Annotated in this window: 22 protein-coding genes; 9 read left to right on the top strand and 13 right to left on the bottom strand. The window is 59.3% G+C overall.

Annotation, left to right across the window (positions count from 1 at the left end; translation table 11 throughout):
- Positions 1–358 precede the first annotated feature (358 nt).
- The 3 genes from K3727_15695 to K3727_15685 form a co-directional block, all read right to left on the bottom strand.
- Positions 359–787 carry a VOC family protein gene (locus K3727_15695; GenBank protein ID UWQ90224.1) on the bottom strand — a complete coding sequence of 143 codons (429 nt, stop codon included), beginning with the start codon at positions 785–787 and terminating at the stop codon, positions 359–361.
- An 84-nt stretch (positions 788–871) separates the two neighbouring features.
- Positions 872–2,287, bottom strand: a complete 1,416-nt coding sequence (locus K3727_15690; GenBank protein UWQ90223.1) for a surface lipoprotein assembly modifier — start codon at positions 2,285–2,287, stop codon at positions 872–874.
- A 12-nt stretch (positions 2,288–2,299) separates the two neighbouring features.
- Entirely contained in the window at positions 2,300–3,358 is a 1,059-nt protein-coding gene (locus K3727_15685) for a hypothetical protein (protein UWQ90222.1), read from the bottom strand.
- A gap of 257 nt (positions 3,359–3,615) precedes the next feature.
- Between K3727_15685 and K3727_15680 the strand changes: the two genes are divergently transcribed.
- Together K3727_15680 and K3727_15675 are read left to right on the top strand one after the other, a co-directional pair.
- A complete protein-coding gene (locus K3727_15680; protein ID UWQ90221.1) occupies positions 3,616–4,449 on the top strand; it encodes a thymidylate synthase in 834 nt (277 codons plus the stop codon).
- A gap of 15 nt (positions 4,450–4,464) precedes the next feature.
- Positions 4,465–4,959, top strand: a complete 495-nt coding sequence (locus tag K3727_15675) for a dihydrofolate reductase (protein ID UWQ90220.1) — start codon at positions 4,465–4,467, stop codon at positions 4,957–4,959.
- Positions 4,960–5,005: 46 nt separating this feature from the next.
- Here the strand turns inward: K3727_15675 and K3727_15670 are convergent, their stop codons facing one another.
- Positions 5,006–5,545 carry an aspartyl-trna synthetase gene (locus K3727_15670; GenBank protein ID UWQ90219.1) on the bottom strand — a complete coding sequence of 180 codons (540 nt, stop codon included), beginning with the start codon at positions 5,543–5,545 and terminating at the stop codon, positions 5,006–5,008.
- Positions 5,546–5,723: 178 nt separating this feature from the next.
- Here K3727_15670 and K3727_15665 point away from each other — a divergent pair, with 178 nt between their 5' ends.
- Entirely contained in the window at positions 5,724–6,710 is a 987-nt protein-coding gene (locus K3727_15665) for a D-glycerate dehydrogenase (protein UWQ90218.1), read from the top strand.
- A 118-nt stretch (positions 6,711–6,828) separates the two neighbouring features.
- On the opposite strand, the gene K3727_15660 is transcribed toward K3727_15665, so the two are convergent.
- Positions 6,829–7,458 carry a M23 family metallopeptidase gene (locus K3727_15660; GenBank protein ID UWQ90217.1) on the bottom strand — a complete coding sequence of 210 codons (630 nt, stop codon included), beginning with the start codon at positions 7,456–7,458 and terminating at the stop codon, positions 6,829–6,831.
- Between the two features lie 158 nt (positions 7,459–7,616).
- Here K3727_15660 and ggt point away from each other — a divergent pair, with 158 nt between their 5' ends.
- The 5 genes from ggt to K3727_15635 all read left to right on the top strand — a co-directional run bounded on the left by ggt (position 7,617) and on the right by K3727_15635 (position 14,942).
- Positions 7,617–9,401 carry a gamma-glutamyltransferase gene (ggt, locus tag K3727_15655; GenBank protein ID UWQ90216.1) on the top strand — a complete coding sequence of 595 codons (1,785 nt, stop codon included), beginning with the start codon at positions 7,617–7,619 and terminating at the stop codon, positions 9,399–9,401.
- Positions 9,402–9,511: 110 nt separating this feature from the next.
- Positions 9,512–9,745, top strand: a complete 234-nt coding sequence (locus K3727_15650) for a hypothetical protein (GenBank protein UWQ90215.1) — start codon at positions 9,512–9,514, stop codon at positions 9,743–9,745.
- A gap of 250 nt (positions 9,746–9,995) precedes the next feature.
- Positions 9,996–10,199, top strand: coding sequence for a hypothetical protein (locus K3727_15645; GenBank protein ID UWQ90214.1), 204 nt, complete (start codon positions 9,996–9,998; stop codon positions 10,197–10,199).
- 292 nt (positions 10,200–10,491) lie between these two features.
- Positions 10,492–11,898, top strand: a complete 1,407-nt coding sequence (locus K3727_15640) for an FAD-binding protein (GenBank protein ID UWQ90213.1) — start codon at positions 10,492–10,494, stop codon at positions 11,896–11,898.
- 536 nt (positions 11,899–12,434) lie between these two features.
- Positions 12,435–14,942, top strand: a complete 2,508-nt coding sequence (locus K3727_15635) for an FAD-dependent oxidoreductase (protein ID UWQ90212.1) — start codon at positions 12,435–12,437, stop codon at positions 14,940–14,942.
- A gap of 308 nt (positions 14,943–15,250) precedes the next feature.
- Here K3727_15635 and K3727_15630 read toward each other — a convergent pair whose 3' ends face one another.
- On the bottom strand, positions 15,251–16,003 hold the full coding sequence (locus tag K3727_15630; protein ID UWQ90211.1) for a glycoside hydrolase family 25 protein: 753 nt from the start codon (positions 16,001–16,003) through the stop codon (positions 15,251–15,253).
- A 171-nt stretch (positions 16,004–16,174) separates the two neighbouring features.
- A complete protein-coding gene (locus K3727_15625) occupies positions 16,175–16,771 on the bottom strand; it encodes a phosphohydrolase (protein ID UWQ90210.1) in 597 nt (198 codons plus the stop codon).
- 89 nt (positions 16,772–16,860) lie between these two features.
- On the opposite strand from K3727_15625, the gene K3727_15620 reads away from it, so the two are divergent.
- The gene (locus K3727_15620) at positions 16,861–17,739 is read left to right on the top strand and encodes a LysR family transcriptional regulator (protein UWQ90209.1); all 879 of its coding nucleotides are present in this window, start codon (positions 16,861–16,863) and stop codon (positions 17,737–17,739) included.
- Between the two features lie 120 nt (positions 17,740–17,859).
- Here the strand turns inward: K3727_15620 and K3727_15615 are convergent, their stop codons facing one another.
- The 6 genes from K3727_15615 to K3727_15590 all read right to left on the bottom strand — a co-directional run bounded on the left by K3727_15615 (position 17,860) and on the right by K3727_15590 (position 23,418).
- The gene (locus K3727_15615) at positions 17,860–18,195 is read right to left on the bottom strand and encodes a carboxymuconolactone decarboxylase family protein (GenBank protein UWQ90208.1); all 336 of its coding nucleotides are present in this window, start codon (positions 18,193–18,195) and stop codon (positions 17,860–17,862) included.
- Positions 18,196–18,269: 74 nt separating this feature from the next.
- Positions 18,270–18,926 carry a DUF938 domain-containing protein gene (locus tag K3727_15610; protein UWQ90207.1) on the bottom strand — a complete coding sequence of 219 codons (657 nt, stop codon included), beginning with the start codon at positions 18,924–18,926 and terminating at the stop codon, positions 18,270–18,272.
- Positions 18,926–20,002 (bottom strand): FAD-binding oxidoreductase, encoded by a 1,077-nt coding sequence (locus K3727_15605; GenBank protein UWQ90206.1) that lies wholly within the window; start codon positions 20,000–20,002, stop codon positions 18,926–18,928. Before K3727_15605 ends, K3727_15610 begins: the two co-directional genes overlap by 1 nt.
- 229 nt (positions 20,003–20,231) lie before the next feature.
- Complete coding sequence (locus tag K3727_15600; GenBank protein ID UWQ90205.1) at positions 20,232–21,317, bottom strand: BMP family ABC transporter substrate-binding protein; 1,086 nt, start codon at positions 21,315–21,317, stop codon at positions 20,232–20,234.
- A gap of 96 nt (positions 21,318–21,413) precedes the next feature.
- On the bottom strand, positions 21,414–22,334 hold the full coding sequence (locus tag K3727_15595; GenBank protein UWQ90204.1) for an ABC transporter permease: 921 nt from the start codon (positions 22,332–22,334) through the stop codon (positions 21,414–21,416).
- A gap of 1 nt (position 22,335) precedes the next feature.
- The gene (locus K3727_15590) at positions 22,336–23,418 is read right to left on the bottom strand and encodes an ABC transporter permease (protein UWQ90203.1); all 1,083 of its coding nucleotides are present in this window, start codon (positions 23,416–23,418) and stop codon (positions 22,336–22,338) included.
- Positions 23,419–23,428: the final 10 nt, after the last annotated feature.

Below are 23,428 nucleotides of genomic sequence, written 5' to 3'. Positions count from 1 at the left end.
GGTCGACAAACCGACAAGGGTACTCTTCGTCACCGAAGGGATATGGTCGGGAAGACGGTTGCAGAAGTGACCGGTTGTGGGCCCAGGGAACCAAACTGTCAAAATTTGTACGAATTTGAAGCGGGCTGTCTGGCGGTCCGCCATAAACATGTGCGGGTCGCTCTGCGATGTGTCGTTGCAGATCGTGTCTGAAGTCCAGACCCGGCGAACCGGGTGACTGACTGGCGCGCTCTCCCACCGGTGCGGGTGGAAGAGCGAATTCCGGGTCAGATATCAGGACGGGAAACCTGAACCCGGTATTTGGACCCGATATTTGGCCCGGTATTTGGACTGCAATTTGTTCCCTTGCCTGGCTGGATTACCAGTGACCGGTGCTGTCCATGCTGGTCCAGGGTTCAGCGGGAGCCAGCGCATCGCCGTTTTGCAACAATTCGACCGAAATATTATCTGGCGAGCGCACAAAGGCCATGCGACCGTCACGGGGCGGGCGATTGATTGTCACACCATTGGCCTGCAGATGGGCGCAGACGGCATAAATGTCATCGACCCCATAGGCCAGGTGCCCGAAATGGCGTCCGTCGCTGGGCAGACCGTCATCGCCATCCCAATTATAGGTCAACTCGACCGGGGCCTCGGGCTGACCGGGAGGGGCCATGAAAACCAGCGTGAACCGCCCCTGTTCGTTTTCCCAACGACGGGTTTCCTCCAGCCCCAACAGGCCGAAGAATTTCATGCTTTCGTCCAGGTCTTTTACCCGGACCATTGTGTGCAGATAGGTCAAAGCCATAATTGTTTCCTTGCGCGGGTCATGTTCCCGGGCAGCTTAGGGCGGTGGCAGGGATTGTCGAGAGGTCCAGGCGCTCAAAGCGGATCAGAATGCGGATTGAATGCCAAAGTTGATACCGAACCGTTCGGCCTGTAGGCGCGTCACATTGCTGTCGGTGCGCGAGGCAGACACCCGCATTGTCGGATTGAATCCGTAGTAATCAATTTGGTCAAAGACCAGGAGGAAGTCGGCAGTATACTGCATGTCTTCGCGCCCAACCTGTCGGATCAGCACCCCATGCACGTAGTCATCATGTACCTTGCTGCGGGCCGAAACCGAAAACGATGCCCGTGCGCCCAGAACCGGTTTTGTCAGCCTATACCAGGCCCGCGCCCCGATCGCTTCATAGCTGTCACCGGCATTGTTTGGCGACTCACCAATCGAGGCATTCAGGCTGGTTGACAGGATGCCCGAAGTTCCGATGGGAAACCGATAGGAGACGCTGGCGTTGACTTCGTCCAGATCGCTGCGGGTCACACCAAAGGTACGCCGCGCGGACAGGTTGACCCGAATGGATCTATAGTTCTCCAGGTAAAAGGTCTGCCCACCGGCCAGATCGACATAGCGGGAGTATTCCTCGCCGCCATACCAGTTCTGCCCGACCGTCGTGAACAGGCGATATTCCCCCCGTCCTTCGCGGTTCTTGCCGCGATGCGCGTAGCCGAATTCATAATACCCAAAGTCGTAGTCATTGCCTTCGACCGTGCGCAACCGGCGTTTGTCGCTGGAGGAAATGACATAGTGCTGGAACCGGGTCGAAAACGTCAGATCATTTGCATGTGTTTCGGTTTCGCGAAACCGATACCGCGTACTGGCACCCAAGGCGATTTCCATCCCGGGAATGGGGCGCGAATTGGCGCTGAATTCCGTCTGGGATCCAATAAAGTCGTCGGGATCGTCGCTCAGGTATTTTTCCGACGTCCCGTTGTTGACGTTTGAATCCGGCGTAATGGCAAAGGAAAATTGCGTGTTCCACGGATTGCGGGAGCGGACATAGCGGAAATCGCGGATCGCCCGGTTTTCCAACGCCTCGGTCGGGGCGTGTTGCGCGGCGCGGCGCAACCACAATTGCGCCATTGTCCGTTGGCCAGCCGATGACAGTGTCTGGGCCATGATCATCGACGTCGAGAATTTGTCTTCTGGTGTTTCCGCCTGCTTCCAGGCTGCCTTGGCCGATTGTTTGGCGTTGTCATACTGACCCAGGTCGCGCGCTGCGCGGGCCCGGATCAACAGGGCAGTGCGATCAGTGGCGTCGCGTTTGACCAACGCGTCCGAATACCGATAGGCGATTTCGGGATGGCCAGCCTTTAGCGCGCCAGTGGCTGCCTCGCGCAATTCCGTGGGGCTGAGGGTGACGCGTTTCACCACAGGCGTTGCCTGTGGTGCAGCAAGCGCCGCCCAGCCGACAAGCACCGCCAGGGTGCCTGTTCCTAATGCGGTTCTGATGCGTCCCCGGGCCATGGCCGCCTGCCTTTACTGGCGGACGAGAACAAAACCGCTGGTGTCGCGAACACCGGTTGCGCTGGGATCCCGTGTGGTTTCCATAACAAAAACCCCGACCACTTCGTCCGCGTTGGTGCCGGACAGGACAGCATAGTAGTTGCCGGTTTCGAACACCTGGTTTTGCCCGCTGGAATCAACATAGTAGCTGTTCATCTGGCCCAGGATTTCGCCGTTGTCGTCCAGAACTCCGGGCTCCACCACAAACGTTGCATCGGGAATGGCGGTCATCGTGGTGTTCAGGCTCGCGTTGATGCTGCCCAGAACACCGTCGGTAACGTCATTGCCGTCCATATCAAAGATGCGGCGGTTTGAGACATTCCCGCGCACAGCATCGCCACGGGTGCCGGTGACGTCGTTGAAATCGTCAAAGTCGATGGCAATCGACATATCGGCCCGCGTATGCTGAAGCCCGCCGGTGCCGTTCTTGTCGCGCAGACCCTGCGAGAGCCCGGTGTACAACGCCTGACCGGTTGCAGGCAGCACCACACCGCCGTCACGTTCATAGACAAACCCGCCAAATCCGTATTCGACATAGGCCCCGGTGCGCACGATGGCGAATTTGGTGTTGCCTGATTGGCTGACACCATAAATCGCGCGGTGGTTCAGCTGATTGATGGGTGTGCCGGTCAGGCTGTCGGGCAATTGGGCAGAGGCCTCGTAGACGGCAAAGGGCAGGTTGGACACGATATCCGGCGTGGTGTCGCGGGCATACACATTGTTGCCGTCAAACCCGAGGTTATCGACCGAAAATTCATCTGTTGCCGAATCATAGGCGATCGCCGTCGCATATCCGTTGCCGGATTTCCCGGCGTCGGTACTGGTCGGTTCGCTCCGAAAGATGGATGCGTCTGGGACCGGAGTTTGGGTTCCCGGTGGAACCGTTCGGTCGCTTGCAATACCGCCACCCGTCGATCCGCCTGATCCGGTGCCAGTTCCTGTTCCTGTGCCGGTGTCGGCTACAAACGGATTTCCGCCACTACATGCGGACAGCGTTAGGCCCGCTGCCAACGCAACGATATATTTTTTCATGACTGCCTGCCTCTGCTCGTTATTGGCATGAGTTTTTCAAGCAATTTCCGGTGGAATTCATGGAAAGTCAATAAAAACGCGGGGGTTGGGGGGGATTCTTCATTTGGTCTGGCGGAATTGCCATACTGCATCTTGCGGTTTGAGTTGGATGTTCCACTGGATTTGGGTATGTGTGATTCATCTAGTGACAGACAAAGTCCGCCAGTCGACCGGTATGGTGCCGGGTCCATTGGCCAACGGGGGCAGGAGCGAGCAACGTGCAACAATATCATGATGCGTTGAAAACCATTCTGGAAACTGGCGAAGTTTCAACTGATCGGACAGGGACAGGAACGGTGGCAACATTCGGGTTGCAAAGCCGGTATTCTCTGGCGGATGGATTTCCATTGGTAACCACCAAGAAACTGCATCTGAAATCCATCATCCATGAACTGTTGTGGTTCCTCTCGGGGGACACAAATATCAGATATCTAACGGAAAACGGGGTGTCGATCTGGAATGAATGGGCCGATGAAAACGGCGACCTGGGGCCGGTCTATGGCCATCAGTGGCGCAAGTTTCCGGCTTTGAAGGCAACGGATCGGACGGATGGGGATGATCCGTTGTTCCTGGCCCGCAGCGTCGATCAGATTTCCGACCTGGTGGACACGATCCGCACCAGCCCTGACAGCCGCCGCCTGATCGTGTCAGCGTGGAACCCGGGCGAGGTGCCCGACATGGCGCTGCCGCCCTGCCATACGTTGTGGCAGGTGCGGGTGCTGAATGGGCGGATGCATCTGCAGCTGTATCAACGGTCGGCGGATATGTTTTTGGGGGTGCCGTTCAATATTGCCTCTTATGCGCTGCTGCTGGAGATGCTGGCCCATGTGACCGGATATGAAGCCGGGGATTTTGTGCACACGATTGGTGATGCGCATATCTACTCCAATCATATGGAGCAGGTGAAAACCCAATTGTCGCGCAGCCCGAAACCGCTGCCGCGCCTGCGGATCAAACGTGATGTTTCGTCGATTTTTGATTTTCGCTATGAGGATTTTGAAATCACCGGATATGACCCGGATCCTCACATCTCCGCCCCTGTGGCGGTCTGAACAGAAAGAGCCGAAATGATCAGTCTGATTGTAGCCCGGGCACGCAATGGTGCCATCGGCAAGGACAATACCATTCCGTGGCGCGCACCCGAAGATCTGGCGTTTTTTCAACGCGAGACCACCGGCGGTGCCGTGATCATGGGGCGAAACACCTGGGATAGCCTGCCGTTCAAGCCCTTGAAAGGGCGTCTGAATATCGTGATCTCAAGCCGGGGTTCTGAGGCGGTTCCCGGTGCGGAGCATGTGTTCGGCGATCTGGACGAGGCCGTGCAATTTGCCCGCGACAGCGGCTATGGCCGGATTTATGGAATTGGTGGGGCACGGATCTATTCCGATCTGCTGGCGCGCGCAGATCGCCTGCTGGTCACCGAGGTCGATCTGACGGTTGACGATGCGGATGCCTATTTTCCCGAAATCTCATCCCGGGAGTGGCGCAATGTCGGGGCGCAGCTGTTGCGGGACGCCGACCCGCGATGCGAGGTGCATGAGTTTTTGCGTCGGGCCGGTTGACGGGTCCGCATTGCGAGACAGCCGGGATCAAAGTGTCGCGTGAGCCCTAGTCCCGGGTCTCTTCGGGGGCGACCCCCCACAGCTTGTCCTTTGGGGCCCACCCGCGATAGCCACCAGCGGTGACCTGACACCAATCCGGCAGGCATTTGCCCAGCCGGGCCACCACGCCCAGCTCAAAGGCGGCCGCCACGGGGGCCTTGGGATCAGGGTGGGTGCGGGCCGGTAACATGTCTTCTTCGATCAGAACGGTGCGAGAACCGGACAGCAACGCATAATGCACCCAACCGCCTGCGCCTTCGCGATCGCGAACCCGGCGCCAGTGACCGTATTCTGCGGTGATCTGCAACGGCATGTCGCGCCGTTTGAACACCCAGTCGATGCGATGTGTCAGAGAGGGACCGCGGCGCACGTTGCCTTCGCCGGTTTTCATCGACACAAATCGTGGCAAGGGCAGGTTGGTGACCGGACCACGGGCCTGTTGCGCCTGAACGGCGGTGCCAAGAATGCCGATACACGCGGCCAATGCCACGATGCGGAAGTGTTTTGTACCCGGTACTGCCACAGCCTGCCTGCCGTTGTTTGCCATCCGGTGTCCCCGGGCGGTCTTTTTCACTGTCGTTTTTGCGCTCTGCGCCAACCTGTCCCGGCCGGTCGCGGAAATGGGGCAAAATGACCCCGTGGACCGTTGGGTTCTTGTGCCCCTTTGGATCCTGAGCCACGATGACACGGAGCAGACTGATTTGAAAAGCGGTGGGAGAGCAGAAGTGCCAAGAGAACGTCTGAGTGTTGTCGTTACGCGACGGTTGCCGGAACCGGTGGAAACCCGACTGAGCGAACTTTTTGACGTGCAATTGCGTCCTGACGATGTGCCGATGACCCGGTCAGAACTGGCCAGCGCCATGCGTGGGGCGGATGTTCTGGTGCCCACGGTGACCGATACGATCGACGCGGCATTGCTGGCGCAGGCCGGCGAGCGGCTGAAGCTGATCGCCAATTACGGCGCGGGGGTCGATCATATTGACGTGGCGACAGCGCGCCAACGTGGCGTTCTGGTGTCCAATACGCCGGGTGTGTTGACCGATGACACGGCGGATATGGCGATGGCGCTGATTCTCTCCGTGGTGCGGCGCATCCCGGAAGGTTTGGCCGTGATGCAGAAGGGCGATTGGGATGGCTGGGCCCCGACGGCGCTTTTGGGTGGCCGAATTGCCGGGCGGCGCCTGGGAATTCTGGGCATGGGGCGGATCGGCCAGGCGGTGGCACGACGGGCCAGCGCCTTTGGCATGCAGGTGCATTATCACAACCGACGGCGTCTGCGCAGCGAAGTCGAACGCGATCTGGAAGCGACCTATTGGGAAAGCCTGGACCAGATGGTCGCCCGGATGGACGTGATATCGATCAATTGCCCGTCGACCCCATCGACCTTTCATTTGATGAACGCCCGGCGTCTGAAGCTGTTGAAACCCGGCGCTGTCATCGTGAATACGTCGCGGGGCGAGGTGATCGACGAACATGCGTTGACGCGGATGTTGCGGGCGGGCGAGATCGCCGGGGCCGGGTTGGACGTCTATGAACATGGCACCGACATCAACCCGCGCCTGCGGGAGCTGTCGAATGTGGTGTTGCTGCCCCATATGGGGTCCGCCACCGTCGAGGGGCGGGACGAGATGGGCGAAAAGGTCATCATCAATATCAAGACATTCGAGGACGGGCACCGGCCGCCGGATCAGGTCGTGCCAAGCATGTTGTAACGGCCTCACCCAAGGTTCGGGCGCTCCCGCCCGGGTCTGCTGCTTCTGGCGAAGCCGCGGACCCCGTTGGGCCGGGCAGCGCGAGGGCAGGCCCCCGCGCTGCTCCCGCGCGTGTGGATCAACGGCAGGGCACCGGATAAGTCAATGTGCCCTTTGGATAGGCCGTTGCAGGCCGAAAGCATGTCACCTGACCTGGACCATCGGCCCAGAACAGATGGGGGTTTGTGGCGCTCTTGCCGTCCTTGAGGTATTTGATGTGACCCCAATAGCTGCCTTTGGGGCCTGAACGATGGCTGCGCCCAATCTGAAAATGCAGGTGGCGCACCCCTGAAATACAGCGAAATTTAGTGAAATTGTTGCTGAGCCGGGCAATCCGCTGTCCACGGGTCACGGTCTGCCCTGTCTTGACCAAGATATCTCCCAGATGTCCATAGGCGGCAATCAGCGGTTTGCCGGAACGGTCGGCCCCATGATCAATGACAATTGTCGGTCCCCAACACGTCCCAATGTCGGTTTCAACGACAACCCCATCTGCTGCAGCCAGAATTGGCGCACCATTGGGGCCACCAATGTCGATGCCCTGATGTTTGGACCCGCGCCGCCGTCCCTTGACGCCCCTGCGACTGTGAAAGTCCGAAATGATCTTGGGGGCGCCATAGGGCAGGGTCACAGGGAGCTCCGTGGCCTGGACCCTATCGGCATCCAGGTGAAAAACGACGGAAAGAACGATTATGAAAAGCCAATGCATCTACGATATCCTGAACAAACGACCGGGGCAAAAGTGGCTGAGGGACATGGCCAGGGTCAAGCCATGACTTAGGCGCAAACTGTGGCAATGGAGACTGGCGAGCCGGGCGGGGGCCGGTTAGTCTGCGGATGAAACAGCGCCAGGGCGGGGAGAGCTTCATGCAACGAAGATCAATAGCAATTTTGGTGGCGATCTGGGCCGCCCTGCCGTTGGGCGCACAGGAAACCGCAGATAAATTTGCCCCCGAAGGCGCGGTCGAAGGGCAGATTGCAGCCACATCACAGGCGGTGGCCGCGGCGTTGGAGGCCAAAGCACAGAATTTGCCCGTGGTGGGGGAAACATGGATGGTCTCTGCGGCAAACCCGCTGGCGGTTCAGGCGGGGGCCGCAGTCTTGCAGGACGGGGGCAGTGCAGCGGATGCGATGGTCGCCGTGCAGAGCGTTCTGGGGCTGGTCGAGCCGCAGTCTTCGGGGCTGGGTGGGGGTGCCTTTTTGGTTTGGTATGACGCCAAAACCGGCACGCTGACAACGCTGGACGGGCGGGAAACCGCGCCTTTGGCCGCGACGCCGACATTGTTTCAGACCGAAGCCGGGGAGCCGATGGGGTTCTTTGATGCGGTCGTCGGAGGGCGGTCCGTAGGCACGCCAGGCACGCCTGCGTTGATGCAGGCGGCGCATCGCAAATGGGGCCGCGCACCGTGGTCGGGGCTGTTTGATGCGGCCATCGCGCTGGCGGACGGCGGGTTTTCTGTGTCACCGCGTTTGGCGGGGTTGGTGCAGCGTGACGCCGAGCGGTTGGCGCGTCATCCGGAAACTGCGGCTTATTTCCTGCCGGATGGTCAGCCGGTGAAACAGGGCGACACCCTGCGCAACCCGGCCTATGGCGATACTTTACAGAGACTGGCAGCACAGGGGGCGGAGGTCTTTTATGCAGGACCAATTGCAGCAGATATCGTGCGGGCGGTGCGCACAGCCGGGAACCCCGGCGTTCTGTCGGCGGTGGATCTGGCGTTGTATGAGGTCAAGGAACGCGCGGCGGTTTGCGCCGGGTATCGTGTTTATCAAGTCTGCGGCATGGGTCCGCCCAGTTCCGGCGCGCTGACAGTTGGACAGATCCTGGGTACGCTTGAGCCATTCAACCTGTCTGATCTGGGCGCAGACGACCCACAGTCGTGGCGGTTGATCGGGGATGCCTCGCGGCTCGCCTTTGCGGACCGGGGGCGGTACATGGCCGACAGCGATTATGTCCCGGTTCCGACCCGAGGGTTGCTGGACCCGGCCTATCTGAAGCTGCGCGGCAGCGGGATGACTGCACCCGTGGCGCTTCCAGAGGTGGGCCCGGGCACGCCCGAATTTGACCATGCGCTGAACTGGGCCGATGACGAAGCGATCGAGTTGCCATCAACGTCGCATGTTTCGATCGTGGATCGGTATGGGAATGTGCTGTCGATGACGACCACAATCGAAAATGCATTCGGGTCACGGGTGATGACCCGTGGGTTTCTGCTGAACAATGAGCTGACGGATTTTTCATTTCGTACCCATAGTGACGGTGTGCCGATCGCCAACCGGTTGGAGCCGGGCAAACGGCCCCGGTCATCCATGGCTCCGACCATCGTGATGCAGGCGGGCAAGCCGGTTCTGGCCATCGGGTCACCGGGGGGCAGCCGGATCATCGGCTATGTGGCACAGGCGATCATTGCCTGGGCGGATTGGGGATATGATGTTCAACAGGCCGTAGCGATGCCGCATCTGGTGAACAGGTTCGGCACCTATGATGTCGAAGCCGGGACCAATGCGGTCAACATGGTCGGAGCGTTGGAACAGATGGGCTATGAAGTGAACGCGCGGGATTTGAATTCCGGGCTTCATGCGATCGAGATTGGAGAGGTGCTGAAAGGCGCAGCAGATCCCCGGCGCGAAGGCATTGCGATGGGCCAGTAACACTGGCCGGGCCTGAATATGCCAGCATGGCTAGCTGGGGCTGACTTGTTTTGGTCTTTGCGGCACTGGGTCGCGACCCAGTGTGGGCCCGCGTGCATGAGGCGGGCCATATGCGCGTTTTCGCCTTGGTTGGGGTGATTGTTGTCTCCTGTTCGACAGGTGCCCAAGCGGACCAGATTTGTCATTCCAGCGGAGAATTCGTCGATGTCGCGCTGTGGGGCACGGCAGAGTCGGCAGCCATTCACCTGAGAGTAGATCGGGATTATCTGGACCCGCGGTTTGCACGGAAATCCGGTGGAACACGCACGGGAGGGGTAACTGCGCCTGCAAGCAACCGTATTTAACCCTTGCCCCCTTTGCCCCTTGGCCGCGTGATATTCGCCCCCATCAGTCCGAGGGGTCGTATCTGTCGATGCTGACCACCTGGTACCGTGACATGGAAACGGTGGTGCAACGACTGACAACGAAGAACCGGGGACGCAGATTTACCGGTGAAACACTCTGGCGGGATGCTGATGCCCGATATGGGCTAATAACTTTGACAGCGCCTCCGCCATACGTGCCTCGCAAAGGGGGGATTGGTGACAGCGACAAATGTCTTTCCGGAACGAAGATGGGAATGTAACCGATGTCATTGGTTGCTGCCGCCCTGGCAAAGCCCCTGACCAAAGCTGTGAACATTATATCGAAGCTGGTATCTTTGACGTGATGATCAGCTATGCGTCAGAGTTCCTGCCAGATTGGAAACGATTTTCCGTTCAGGCCCGGTCGTTCTTTTCCTGCATGAAGACCCACTAGGATATGGTCCTGAAGTTTGTTGAAGCCGAAACGGTGCGCTCCCGTCCGCCGGATCCGGATCAAAGATCCGCACCCGTCCGTTGGGCCAGGCAGGCCGCGCCGAAGGCGCGGCCTGCCGCAAAACCTCTTGTGGGTGTGGGCCCTGAGGAACAGCTCCGCCCCTTGCAGGTTGACAGATGGCTCAGGGATCTGCGGGCCAAGTGCGATGTCAGGTCTTGTCCTGTCGTGCATGTGCACCATAAGTTAACCTGTGAATCAACGGGCATTCAATGTCCGGAAAGGGAGAGCCGTCATGGTCCAGGCCACATCATTGCCCCGCAACGACACCGGGATAAAAGCCGTCATCGACATTCTGAAACAGCGGTTTGACGAGCGGTTGCAGACCGGCGATTCCATTCGCGAACAGCACGGCCACACCACAACCTATATCGTGAACCAGAAGCCGGATGCGGTGGTTTTTCCGACCAGCACTGCCGAGGTGGCTGAGATCGTCAAAACCTGTGCGACCCATGATGTTCCGGTCATTGCGTTTGGCACCGGCACCTCGCTCGAGGGACATGTGAATGCGCCTGCGGGTGGAATTTCGGTGGATATGAGCCAGATGAACCAGATCCTGGCCGTCCATGCCGAAGATCTGGATGTGGTGGTGCAGCCCGGCGTGACACGCGAGCAACTGAATACCTATCTGCGCGATCAGGGGCTGTTCTTTCCGATCGACCCGGGGGCCAATGCATCGCTGGGCGGGATGACAGCAACGCGGGCCTCGGGTACCAACGCGGTCCGCTATGGCACGATGAAGGACAATGTCATCGCGCTCGAAGTGGTGATGGCAGATGGCGAGGTGATCCGCACTGCGCAGCGGGCCAAGAAATCGTCAGCCGGCTATGATTTGACCCGGTTGATGGTGGGGTCGGAGGGGACATTGGGTCTGATCACCGAAATTACCTTGCGGCTGCAAGGGATCCCCGAAGCGATCAGCTCCGCGCGGTGTTCGTTCTCTACTGTGGATGCGGCCTGTCGTGCGGTGATGATGACCATCCAATATGGCATCCCCGTGGCCCGGATCGAATTGCTGGACACGCTCAGCGTCGGAGCGGCCAACAATTATTCAAAGCTGGACCTGCCGGAAACGCCCTTGTTGCTTTTGGAGTTTCACGGCTCGGACGCTGGTGTGGCGGAGCAGGCTGAAACCTTTGGTGCGATCGCCGAAGAGTTTGGCGGCACCGATTTTGCGGCGACCACGTCCACCGAAGAGCGCAACAAGCTGTGGCAGGCGCGCCACGACATGTATTGGGCCACGCATCAGCTGCGCCCGGGTGCCAAGGGAATTTCCACCGACGTCTGTGTGCCGATCTCGCGTCTGGCCGAAGCGGTGAGCGGAGCCCAGGACAAGGCCGCAGAATTGGGGCTGTTGGCACCGATTGTGGGTCATGTCGGGGATGGCAATTTCCACGCGCTGCCGCTGATTGACATGGACAACCCGGATGAGGTCGCAGCGGTTGAAGCGTTTGTGGCCTGGCTGAATGAATACGCGATTTCACTGGATGGGACCTGCACCGGAGAACACGGTATCGGCCAGGGCAAGAAACCCTATCTGGAAATGGAATTGGGGGCCACGACCCGCTATATGGCTGCGGTCAAGGCGGCGCTGGACCCACAGAACATCCTGAATCCGGGCAAGATCGTCACCAGGACCTGACACCACAATGAATACCCGTCCCAAACCCGGAACCATCACCGGGCAAGTCTGGCAAATCGCCGATGCGGTGACCGCAGCAAACCATGCACCAGCCTCCCGGAGGGAGGTGGTTCAAACAGCTGTGGCAAAGGGCATAAATCCGTCCACGGCCAGCACCCAATACCAACATTGGAAGCGCGCGTGGACCCAAACGCCTGCTGGCCTCCAATCTCTGCAGGGTGTCGGTGCGGCAGCGGAACCCGCGACTGGGCAGGGGGATCGCCGCAATTGGACCTATCTGCTGAAACGCGGATTTACCTATGGGGCCGACTGGCAGATCGGAGCGTCTGGCCAGTTGACTGCAGTCCGGGCTGGGAACGGGGCCAGGTCGGCAACGTGTCAAAAAACCCAAAAACCGACAAAGGTGACCCCAATTCTCACCGTTGAAGGCGTAGAAGGTCGGTTTTGTCGTTTTATGCGTCGGATGGCTTTTGCGCGCAAACGCTGGCTTGGGCATAACCATAGCCAAGAATCTTTAGAATCCGGAGAGCGGGCCCATGAAAACCCAAGTCAAAGCACTGGTCGTCGGCGGTGGTGCCGTCGGCACGTCGATTGCGTATCACCTCGCCAAGGCGGGATGGGACGATGTTATGTTGATCGAACGCGACGAGCTGACGTCGGGTTCGACCTGGCACGCGGCTGGCCTGCTGCCGCTGTTCAACATGTCCTATGCGACCACCCATATCCACAAATACTCGGTGGATTTCTACAAGACCCTCGAAGAGGAAACCGGGCTGAACGCCGGGTTTGCCGTCGTTGGCAACCTGCGCATGGCGCAGACGGACGAACGCATGGACGAATACATGCTTTATGCGTCGACCGCGGAAACCTGCGACGTGGACTATGAATGGCTGACCCCGGACCAGATCAAAGAGCGCTGGCCGCTGATCGAAACCGGCGACCTGAAGGGGGCAATCTATCACACCGAAGACGGGTATATTAACCCGGCCGACGTGACCCAGGCGATGGCCAAGGGGGCCCGTCAGCGCGGTGTCGACATCGTGCGCAAACTGCAGGCCGATGCCTTCCACTGGACCGGCACCCATTGGGAAGTCACCTGCACCAAGATGGTGGAAAAAGGCGGCAACCTGATTCCCTCTGACGAGCAGGTGGTGATCACGGCCGAGCACGTCGTGACCGCGTCCGGAAACCACGCGCAGCGTACCGCGAAAATGTTGGGTATCAAGATGCCCGCGATCCCGGTCGAGCACACGTTCATCGTCATGGACAAAGACCCCGAGCTGGTCAAATGGCGTGAAGCCGGCAACCCCGAGCATCCCGTTGTGCGCGACGCCGACAATGAATCCTATGCCCGCGAAGAGCGCGGCGGCTGGATCCTGGGCATCTACGAACGCGGCGCACCTGCACAGTTCGAGCACGGCGTGCCGGACAGCTTCCGGGCCGATCTGTTCCCGCTGGATCTGGACCGGATCGCGGATCAATACATGGCGATGGCCGAACGCGTCCCGTCCTGTGCCGAATCCGGCCTCAAGGACGACTTCAACGGCCCGATCTGCTATACCCCAGACGGCAACCCGCTGGTTGGTCCGGCACCGGGTCTGCGCAACATGTGGCTGGCTGAAGGTTTCAGCTTTGGTATCACCGCTGCGGGCGGCACCGGCTACTATCTGGCGCAGATGATGGTCGATGGCGAAGCCGAAATCGACATGGCCTCGCTCGACCCCAAACGGTATTCCTCCAACTGGATGACCACCGAGTTCGCAGCGCGCAAGAACGAAGAGTGCTATGAGCACGTCTATATCCTGCACCACCCGGACGAAGAACGCCCGGCGGCCCGTCCGCTGCGTACTGCGCCCGCGTTTGATCGTCAAAAGGCCCGTGGCGCACAGTTCGGCTGGGTCAATGGCTGGGAACGCCCCAACTATTTCGGTCCCGTCGATGCGCCGGAAAACTTTGACCATGATGCGCGGTCTTTCCGCCGGGGTGGCTGGTGGCAGCATGCTGTCGAAGAAGCCAAGGCAATCCGCGAAGGCGTCGGCCTGATCGACGCCACCGCGTTCACCAAGCACGTGGTCAAGGGCCCCGGTGCCACCCAGTTCCTGGACTGGTTCACCTGCAACAAGCTGCCCAAAGTTGGGCGCATCAACCTGACCTATGCGCTGACTGCATTCGGCACCACCCGCACCGAATACACCATCGTGCGCAATGGCGAGAACAACTATTACATCGTGTCCGCCGGTGCCTGGTCGGAATATGACGCCGACTTCCTGCGCAAAGCTGCCGAAGACAAGATGGAAGAGTTCGGATACGTCGAAATCCAGGATGTCACTACCCAGTGGGGCGTTTTTGCCATCGCAGGCCCGAAATCGCGCGACGTGCTGAAAGAGGTGATCGTCGATGCCGATCCGGAAACGGCGCTGTCGAACAAGCGGTTCCCCTGGTTGTCGGCGCGTCAGATCGAATTGGGCATGTGCCCGGTGAACGCCATTCGCGTGGCCTATACCGGCGAATTGGGATGGGAATTGCACCACCCGATGGAAATGCAGAACTATCTGTTCGATCTGCTGGAAAAAGCCGGTGAAAAGCACGGCATGAAGTTGGTCGGTGCCCGCGCGCAGAACTGGTTGCGTCAGGAGAAATCCTATCGTGCCTTTGGCAACGAATTGGGCCGTGACGCGACCCCGCTCGAAGCCGACCTGCCGCGTTTCGTGGATCTGAACAAGGAGTTCCACGGCAAGGACAAATTGGTCGAGACCGGTGTGCGCGTAAAGTGCTGCACCCTGTTGATCGACGGCCCTGCCGATGCTGATCCCTGGGGCCGCGAGGTGCTTTATACGCCCGAAGGCGAGCGCGTGGGTCGTCTGACCTCGGGTGGCTATTCGGTGGCCTTTGAGAAATCCATCGGTATGGGCTATGTCAAACCCGAGCAAGCGGTCGAAGGCACCAAATTGCAGGTCAAGATCCAGGACAAGCTGTGGGATGCGGTTGTCACCTGCGACAGCCCCTATGACCCCAAGAACGAAGTCATCCGCAAGGACGGGTGATTTCCCGACCCTGTGATTGGTATCTGGGCCCCGGTTGACAGACCGGGGCCTTTTTCGTGGGATTATGATGCGTAAATTCTGGCGGGACCTGGGAACACTCAGAGATGCAGATCTTTGCCGGGGAGCCAGGGCGCAGCATCAGGTGTTGGTAGACCGGGGTGTGGTCAGGATGCGTTTGCTCCAGCAGCCCGATTGCGCCCTCCAGCTGTCGCCCGGTGACATCGTCCGCCGGTCTGGTGTGACTGGCGTCGCATCCGGTCGGGGGCCTGTGCGTGACGAAGATCACGCATATGACCGCACGCGATCCTCTATTGGTTCTGACGGGCGGCGACCCAGCGTTTCCATTGGCGTTTGCTGCCGCCAAAAGCGTTCAGATCAACGTCGCCTTCTATGCCGGGAACGATGCCTGTGCTGCTGTATTGCCAGAAATGCCAGTTTTGTTTCGGATAGGCGCGGTCGGGGGTTTTTGCCGTTGATCGCACCCAGAATTCCGTGTTCTTCAATTTCCCGATGTCGGTTTGACGGTAGAATTCAGGCGTGGTGTACAGGATCGGACGTTGACCGTAATGGCGTTCGATCATGTCCAGAAATATCTGGGCTTCCCGTCGCACAACCGATCCATGGGGGCGTTTTGTGCAGGTTGGTGAAAACGGGTTCCATTCCATGTCCAGAACCGGCGGGAGCATGCCGCGGGTCTTGGGGACATTGCGGATGAACCAACGGGCCTGGTCCGCAGCCGGTCGGCAGAAATAGAAAAAGTGATACGCGCCGCGAAGGATTCTGGCGCGTCCCGCGCCACGCCAATGGGATTTGAACATCGGGTCCAGAAAGTCCCCGCCTTCGGTGGCCTTGATAAACGCGAAATCTATTCCTGCCTTGCGGGCCTGGGTCCAATCGACCTGGGGCTGGAAGCGGGCGACATCTATCCCGTGAACAGGATAGCGGCTGGGCGGCTTTCCCTTGAAATCAACCGGGTCGCTGTCCCCCAGGCCACGTGGAACCTGTGCGGCGGCTGGAAGGGCCAATAGCAGGAGCAAAACTAGGGACAAAACCGCGCGCATTCAGGATCCTCCAGGTACCGTTCACTGGGATCAGGATCACATTCTTGGGGCAGGTTTATCAACCATGCCTGTCCACGGGTTGGGCAGATGTGCGGTTTTTTGCGCTCGATTGGCGGTGAAGGCACCGCAGCACCAGCCCGCGCATTGCGCGCCGGCTGGTGTTGTTTTTCCTCAGGCTTGGTCCTGTGCGGTTTCGGCCAGCTCCATATGACCGTCCCCTTTGGAGAGAAGGTTTCGCAGGATGGGCTCAAAAAACTCGAGCGGTTTGGTGGGATAATCAGGGTCGAACGCGCATTGGTCATAGACTTCGCAGAAGTACCGGCAATCTTCCCAATACGGGCTGTCGCGGTATTTGTCGCGGGCGTGACGATCTCCCCCCAGAATGTGATTGTAGTAAAACCCCTGGAACACGCAGTGATGTTTGAGGATCCAATAGGTTTTGTCGCTCACATAAGGTTTCATCATGGCTGCGGAGAGTTCGCCATGGTTATAGGGCGACAGGATGTCACCGACATCATGCACCAGCGCGGCAACGATGATTTCGTCATCCGCTCCGTCCGCATGCGCACGGGTCGCGGCCTGCAGGCAGTGCTGGAACCGGTTGACCGGATAGGGGGTCCAGTCTTCGTCCAGGGACCGGATGGCGTCCAGAATGCGGTCGGGCAGGGCTGCGTTATAAGCATCCTCATAGGCCATGACGGCGTGCCAATCCGCTTCGGTTGCGTTCTCGAAACTGGTCCAGGTGGGCTTGTGGCTTTTGTCCAACATGTGCGCGTCCTCTGTTTGAATTGAGGCTCACTCTAGGGTCTATTGGTCGAGCAGGAAAACGAATTGATTTTATCAATCTGATCATTAAATTGTATCAGATGCAGATCAACGCGCTCAAGACCTTTCTCACCATTGTTCAAACTGGCAGCTTCCATGCTGCTGCCGGCGAATTGAACATCACGCAAACGGCGGTGAGCGCCCGGATCAAAAGTCTGGAAGCAGGGGTGGAGGCCAAGCTGTTTGAACGCGGACCCGGGGGAACGCGGCTCAGCTCGGCAGGGCGCCAATTTCGGCCCTATGCCGAACAAATGTTGCGCACCTGGGATCTGGTCCGGGCGGATCTGTCCGGTGCCATGCGCGGGCGCGTGTCGCTGCGGTTGGGCTCGCAATTGTCGATCTGGGATCCGTTGCTGGTGGATGTGGCGGTTTGGCTGGAACAGGATCAGGGCAAGGTGCCTTTTGTGATCAATTATGATCACGCGTTGAACATGGGGCAGGCTGTAGAGCAACAATTGCTGGATATCGCCATCGTCAACGAAACCCCGCCCGGCACCCGCCTTGGCGTCGAGGAATTCCCGCCCGAAACACTGTATCTGGTGGCCGATCGGCCGGTGGACCTGCGTGTTGGCGACCTGCCGCTGTTTATCAATCTCGAGTTTGGTCCCGAGTATGATGCCCAACTGCAGGTCGTATTGCCTGGTCGGTCCCAGCAGCATATCGTGTTGGGGAATGCGTTGATGGGGCTGCGCTATTTGCTGAAACGGGGAGGGATGGGCTTCTTTCCCGAGACAATGATTGACGAACACCTGGCAAGCGGGCGATTGCACAAGGTAACGGGAGCAGAGCGGATGTCGCTCAGTTGCAAAGCTTTGTACCTGACGGAGAACCCAAACCTGACATCGATTCAGGAAGTCATGCGGGGGCTGCGCCAGATCCGGCCCGCCAAAGGCAACGGATCACGAATCTGACGGCTTCGGTCAGCCAAGAATCCAAGAAAATTGGGAATTTTCTTGGCAAGATTTTTAGATAAAAATCTTGCCTGTTGCAGGGTGAACAATAAGGTCGTTTGCTGCCTCTGTCTGGCTTGGTCAGGCGTTCAGCTCGTCAAAGCATTCCAGCGCCTTGGCTGCATACATCATGGCAGGGCCTCCGCCCATCTGGATGCACATGCCCAGGACATCCGCCACTTCGGCGCGGGTGGCACCGGATTTGACCAGGGCTTCAATGTGCAGCGAGATGCACGGCTCACACCGATCTGCGACAGCAATTCCCAGCGCCACGAATTCCTTGGTTTTGAAATCAAGCACACCCCCTGTTTTGACGGCTTTGCCCAAACCGCCAAAGGCCTGCGCGGTTTCCGGGATGGCACCATTCAGGTTTCTGAGCCCCTTGCGGGTGTCGTTCAATTTCGCCTGCCATGTCATGTTGCAGATCCTTCCAATAACATCTTGTTTTGGGAATGTGTATGGAGCGGGTGTCTGGTTCACTTTGATTCAGATCAGAACACGGGTTTTTCTGCGATCAGGGCAAGATTATTGGCTGGCATTTCGATGATCTGCGACATCTCGAGACCGGCATCCTGCACCCAATCCATCGTGTCAAAGTCATCCTTGTACCCAATCGCGGGATCATGCGCGGTGAGGCTCGCGTCAAAGGCGCGGTCCGCGTCGCTGATCAATTCTCCGCCCTGACGGAAGGGGCCATAAATGACAAACCGCCCCCCTGGTGCCAACGCTTGGGCGGCTTCGTGGATCAGGGTCTGGACTTCGGATTCGGCAATCAGATGCAGCAGGTTGATCACAACGATCAACGATTGGCCAGAGTGCTGGTGCCCCCATCCAGGGGCTGTCGCATCCACCGCCACCGGTTCCAGAACATTGGAGACACCAGCGTCAGTGACATGGGCCAGAATGGAGGGATGTCGGGCGGTGTCGATCTCGGTGGGTTGCCAGCGGAGGCCGGGCAGACGCTGTGCAAACAGCGCCACATGCTGTCCCGTGCCACTGGCCAGTTCCAAGGCCAGTCCCTCAGGTGGGGCAATCTGAACAAGCAGATCGCAGATTGCAGTGCGATTTCGACTGGCTGATGGCGCGATCATCTTGTCGCCTTGCGTTTGTGCCACCGAAGCGGAGGTGGGAACCGATCTGCGGGGCATCAGCGGAACCTCCGAGGACTGAGCATGGATATAACGTCGGCGGGCAGCGATGTGGGGCGGCCCAATGCCAGATCCGCAACCAATTGCGATCCGGCCGGGGCCGTTTGAAATCCGTACCCGCCCTGACCGGCGCACCAGACAAAGCCGGAATTGTCCGGATCGGGGCCCAAGACCAGCGCACGGTCAGGCGCAAAGCTGCGCAAACCGGCCCAATTTGTTTCGACGCGGGTCACGGGTTCGGTCACCATCTGTTCATACCGGGCCAGCCCTTCGGCCAGAACCATGTCATCGGCATAGGCGTCGTGGGGGGGGACGAGGTCTTCTTCGGCGGGGGAGACCAGCAGCTTTCCCGCGTCTGGTTTGGCATACCATGTTTCACCAACACCCATCAGCATGGGCCAATGACGCAGGTCATGACCGCCGGGCGCGGGCAGGCGGGCCATGGACCGGCGCAGCGGGGTGATACCGATCGGACGTATCCCCGCCAGGTCCGCAACCACATCTGCCCAAGGGCCAGCGGCGTTGATCAGCATGTCGGCTTCGAACACGTCGCCAGAGGCATCAACCCGCCATCCGGTGTCCGTGCGCTGTATTGCGCTGACCGGCTTGCGGGTCAGGATCTGCCCGCCATTGGCGCGCACCACACGGGCAAAATCCTGCACCATGCGGTCGGTATCCAGGTCCAGCGCAGCGTCGTGACGGGCCGCCAGGGTGACGGTTTTCGGGTTGAGGATCGGCACCATGTCACGGGCTTCGTCTATGGATATCCGGGCCAGATGCAGGGTGTCGATGTCTGCATTGAACTGGGCAAGATCCTGTTCCCCTGCGATCAGCAGCAACCCACGCGGTGTCAGATAGCCGCCATTGTTGGTGTGGTGATACTCGGCGCTGGCCCGGTTCAGGGCCAGCGTCGAAGGGGCACCGTAATTCTCTTCGAACATGGCGGCCGATCGGCCTGATGCGTGATAGGCCAGCGCGTCTTCCTGTTCCAGAACAACCACTTGTGCGTGTTCAGACAGGCGCGCTGCGGCACTCACTCCGGCGATGCCGCCGCCGATGACAATGAAACTTGTCATGTCAAATTCCCATTTCAGTTCAATCCGTTTCCGGCCTCCCGCGACGGGGGACGTTCTCGTGAACCGCGACCATGACATGTCCCCAAAATGAGGAAAAGCGCAAATGTCGTTGCTGGCCGGGTCCGATGGGAGAAAGGCGTTCGGGCATCGGGCGGCAGGCTGATGCTAGTTCGAACAAAGAAAAAGGGCCCGCCAAACGGCAGGCCCCAAATCATTCAGTCGAAATACCTTACTGCGGGATATCGCCTTCCAGACCTTCGACATAGAAATTCATGCCGGCCAGGGTGCCGTCGTCTGCGGTTTCACCCTCTGCCAACCAATCGCTGCCGTCCTGCTTTTTCAGCGGTCCGGTGAAGGCGTGGTAAGAGCCATCCGCCAGAGCGTCTTTCAGGGCCAGAGCGGTTGCTTTGACGTCGGCAGGAACCGCATCGGAGATCTCGCCGATGCCAACCATGCCGGCACCGATGCCGTCCCAGGTGTTCACAGATGTCCATGTACCGTCCATGACCGCCTGGGTGCGGGCGATGTAATAGGGGGCCCAGTCATCAATGATCGAGCTGACGCGCGGCATTGGGCCGTATTCGCTCATGTCCGATGCCTGACCAAAGGTGATCACGTTGCCTGCGGCCTGTGCGGCGGCCTGGGGCGCGGTGGAATCGGTGTGCTGCAGGATCACGTCGGCGCCCTGTTCGATCAGCACCTTGGCGGCGTCGGCCTCTTTGGCCGGGTCAAACCAAGTATAGGCCCAGATGATCTTGAACTCGACATCGGGGTTGACCTTTTGGGCGTGGATATAGGCCGAATTGATGCCGCGGATCACTTCGGGGATCGGATAAGAGCCGATATAGCCGATGATGTTGGATTTGGTCATGTGACCGGCGATGGTGCCCTGTACGGCGCGCCCTTCATAGAAACGGGCGGAATAGACCGATACGTTTTCGGCCTGCTTATAGCCGGTGGCGTGTTCGAATTTCACCTTTGGGAACTTCTTGGCCACGTTGATCGTGGGATCCATATAGCCAAACGACGTGGTAAAGATAAGGTCGGCACCCTGCAGCGCCATCTGGGTCATCACGCGTTCTGCGTCGGGACCTTCGGGCACGGATTCAACGAATACGGTTTCGACCTTGTCACCGAATTCCGCCTCAACAGCCAGACGGCCCTTGTTGTGTTCATAGGTCCAGCCGCCGTCGCCGACAGGCCCGACATACACAAAGCCCACTTTGGTTTTGTCCATCGCCATGGCTGCGGTGCTTAGGCCGGTGGCCAGACCCAGCGCAACGGCGGCGCCGGTAAACAGTTTGGTCAGTTTCATCAAAGATCTCCCCATTTTTGTTCTTTAGGATCAGGTTCAGTTCATGGATCAGACCCCCCGCAGCAGATGCGGGAGGCCGGTTGGTTGGCCTCTCTGCTATCGGGAGGCGTGGAAGTTGCGGCCAAGCGCGGCAGGCGCGCTGCTTTTGTCCGCGGAAAGAATGACCAGCACGATAATCGTGATCAGGTAGGGTGACATTGCCAGATACTCCACCGGAATGGCAACGCCTGCGGCCTGTAGATTCAGCTGAATTACCGTAACGCCGCCAAACAGATAGGCACCCAAAAGCGCACGCCATGGTTTCCAACTGGCAAACACCACCAGCGCCAGGGCAATCCAGCCGACACCGGCGGTCATGCCTTCGGTCCACTGCGGCACCCGGATCAGGCTGATGTATGCGCCACCCAGACCGGCACAGGCACCGCCAAACATGATCGCCATGATGCGGATGCGGATCACCTTGTACCCCAATGCGTGGGCCGCATCGTGGTTTTCACCCACCGCGCGCAGGATCAGGCCCATGCGGGTGTATTTCAGCGCAGCCCAGACCGCTGCCGTCAGGGCGATGCCCAGGTACAGCACCAGATCGTGGTTGAACAGGATCGGTCCTAGCACCGGAATATCGCTGAGCAGCGGGATCTCCAATTTCGGCGTCGCGGGCGGTTTGATGCCGACGTACCCCTGGCCCATCAGGGCGCTGAGGCCCAGACCGAACAGGGTCAGCGCCAGACCGGATGCCACCTGGTTGGCCTGCGCCACCTGGGTCAACACCACGAACAGCAGCGACAGCAGCGCGCCGGCAATGGCGGCGGCGATAAACCCTAGGAAAGGCGAACCGCTTTCCACCGTGATGGCAAAGCCCGCGATGGCACCGACAATCATCATGCCCTCGACACCGAGGTTCAGAACACCTGCTTTTTCCACCACCAGTTCGCCAATTGCGGCCAACAGGATCGGGGTTGCAGCCACCATAAGCGAGGCAATGAGCAGGACGGGATTAATTGCACTCAGATCCATATCAGGCCACCTCAGTTTTGCGAATAGCGATGCGGAAATTTGTCAGCAGGTCCAGCGCCAGCAGAAAGAACAACAGCATCCCCTGGAACACCTGGATCGCAGCCGCAGGCAGGCCGAGGCTGCCCTGGGCGATTTCACCGCCGATATAGGTCAGCGCCATCAGCAAACCGGCCAGCAGGATTCCGACGGGATGCAGGCGACCCAGAAAGGCCACGATGATCGCGGTAAAGCCATACCCGACGTTAAAGTCGATGGATATCTGACCCGACGGGCCCGCGACTTCGAACATACCGGCCAGACCGGCCAAGGCACCCGACATGCCCAGACAGAACAGGATCAGCCGGGCGGGTTTGACACCTGCGAATTTGGCGGCACGGGGCGCTTCGCCGGTCAGGCGGATGTGAAAGCCCAGCATGTGACGGTTGAGCAGCACATAGGCAAAAATCACCGCGATAAAGGCCGTGACCACGCCCCAATGCATGCCGGAACCCGCGATGAGTTCTGCGTTATGCGCACTGTCCCAGGATTGCAGATTGCGCGAGCCGGGAAAACCGAACCCTTCGGGGTTCTTGAGCAGGCCCAGCGACACGGACGCGAGCATCTGTTCCGCCACATAGACCAGCATCAGCGACACCAGGATTTCGTTGGTGCCGAACCGCACCTTGAGAAAGGCCGGGATCATGGCCCAGATCCAGCCCCCCAAAGCGCCTGCAATCACCATGATCGGAAAGATGTAAAACGCTTCGAGCGGATAGAACGCCAGACCAGCCCCGGCGCCACAGATGGCGCCCATGATGTATTGCCCTTCGGCACCAATGTTCCAGATCCCGGCGCGAAAGCCCAGGGACAGCCCAATAGCAATCAGGATCAGTGGCGCGCCTTTGACCAGCAGTTGCGGACGATAATAAAAGGCGAACTCGCCAAATAGCGGTTCCCAGAAAATGGTGCGGATCGCCTCGACCGGGTTCTTTCCCAGTACGGCAAATAGAATTCCGCCCATGATCATGGTCGCCAGCACCGCCACCAAGGGCGTTGCCATCGACCAGGCCCGCGAAGGCTGCGGTCGTTTTTCCAAAACGATCATAATGTTACCC

The organism is Rhodobacteraceae bacterium M382, from assembly GCA_025141015.1.
GTDB lineage: Bacteria > Pseudomonadota > Alphaproteobacteria > Rhodobacterales > Rhodobacteraceae > Aliisedimentitalea > Aliisedimentitalea scapharcae.
The sequence above is the reverse complement of the archived record's forward strand: the minus strand, read 5'-3'. Positions and strand labels throughout refer to the sequence as shown.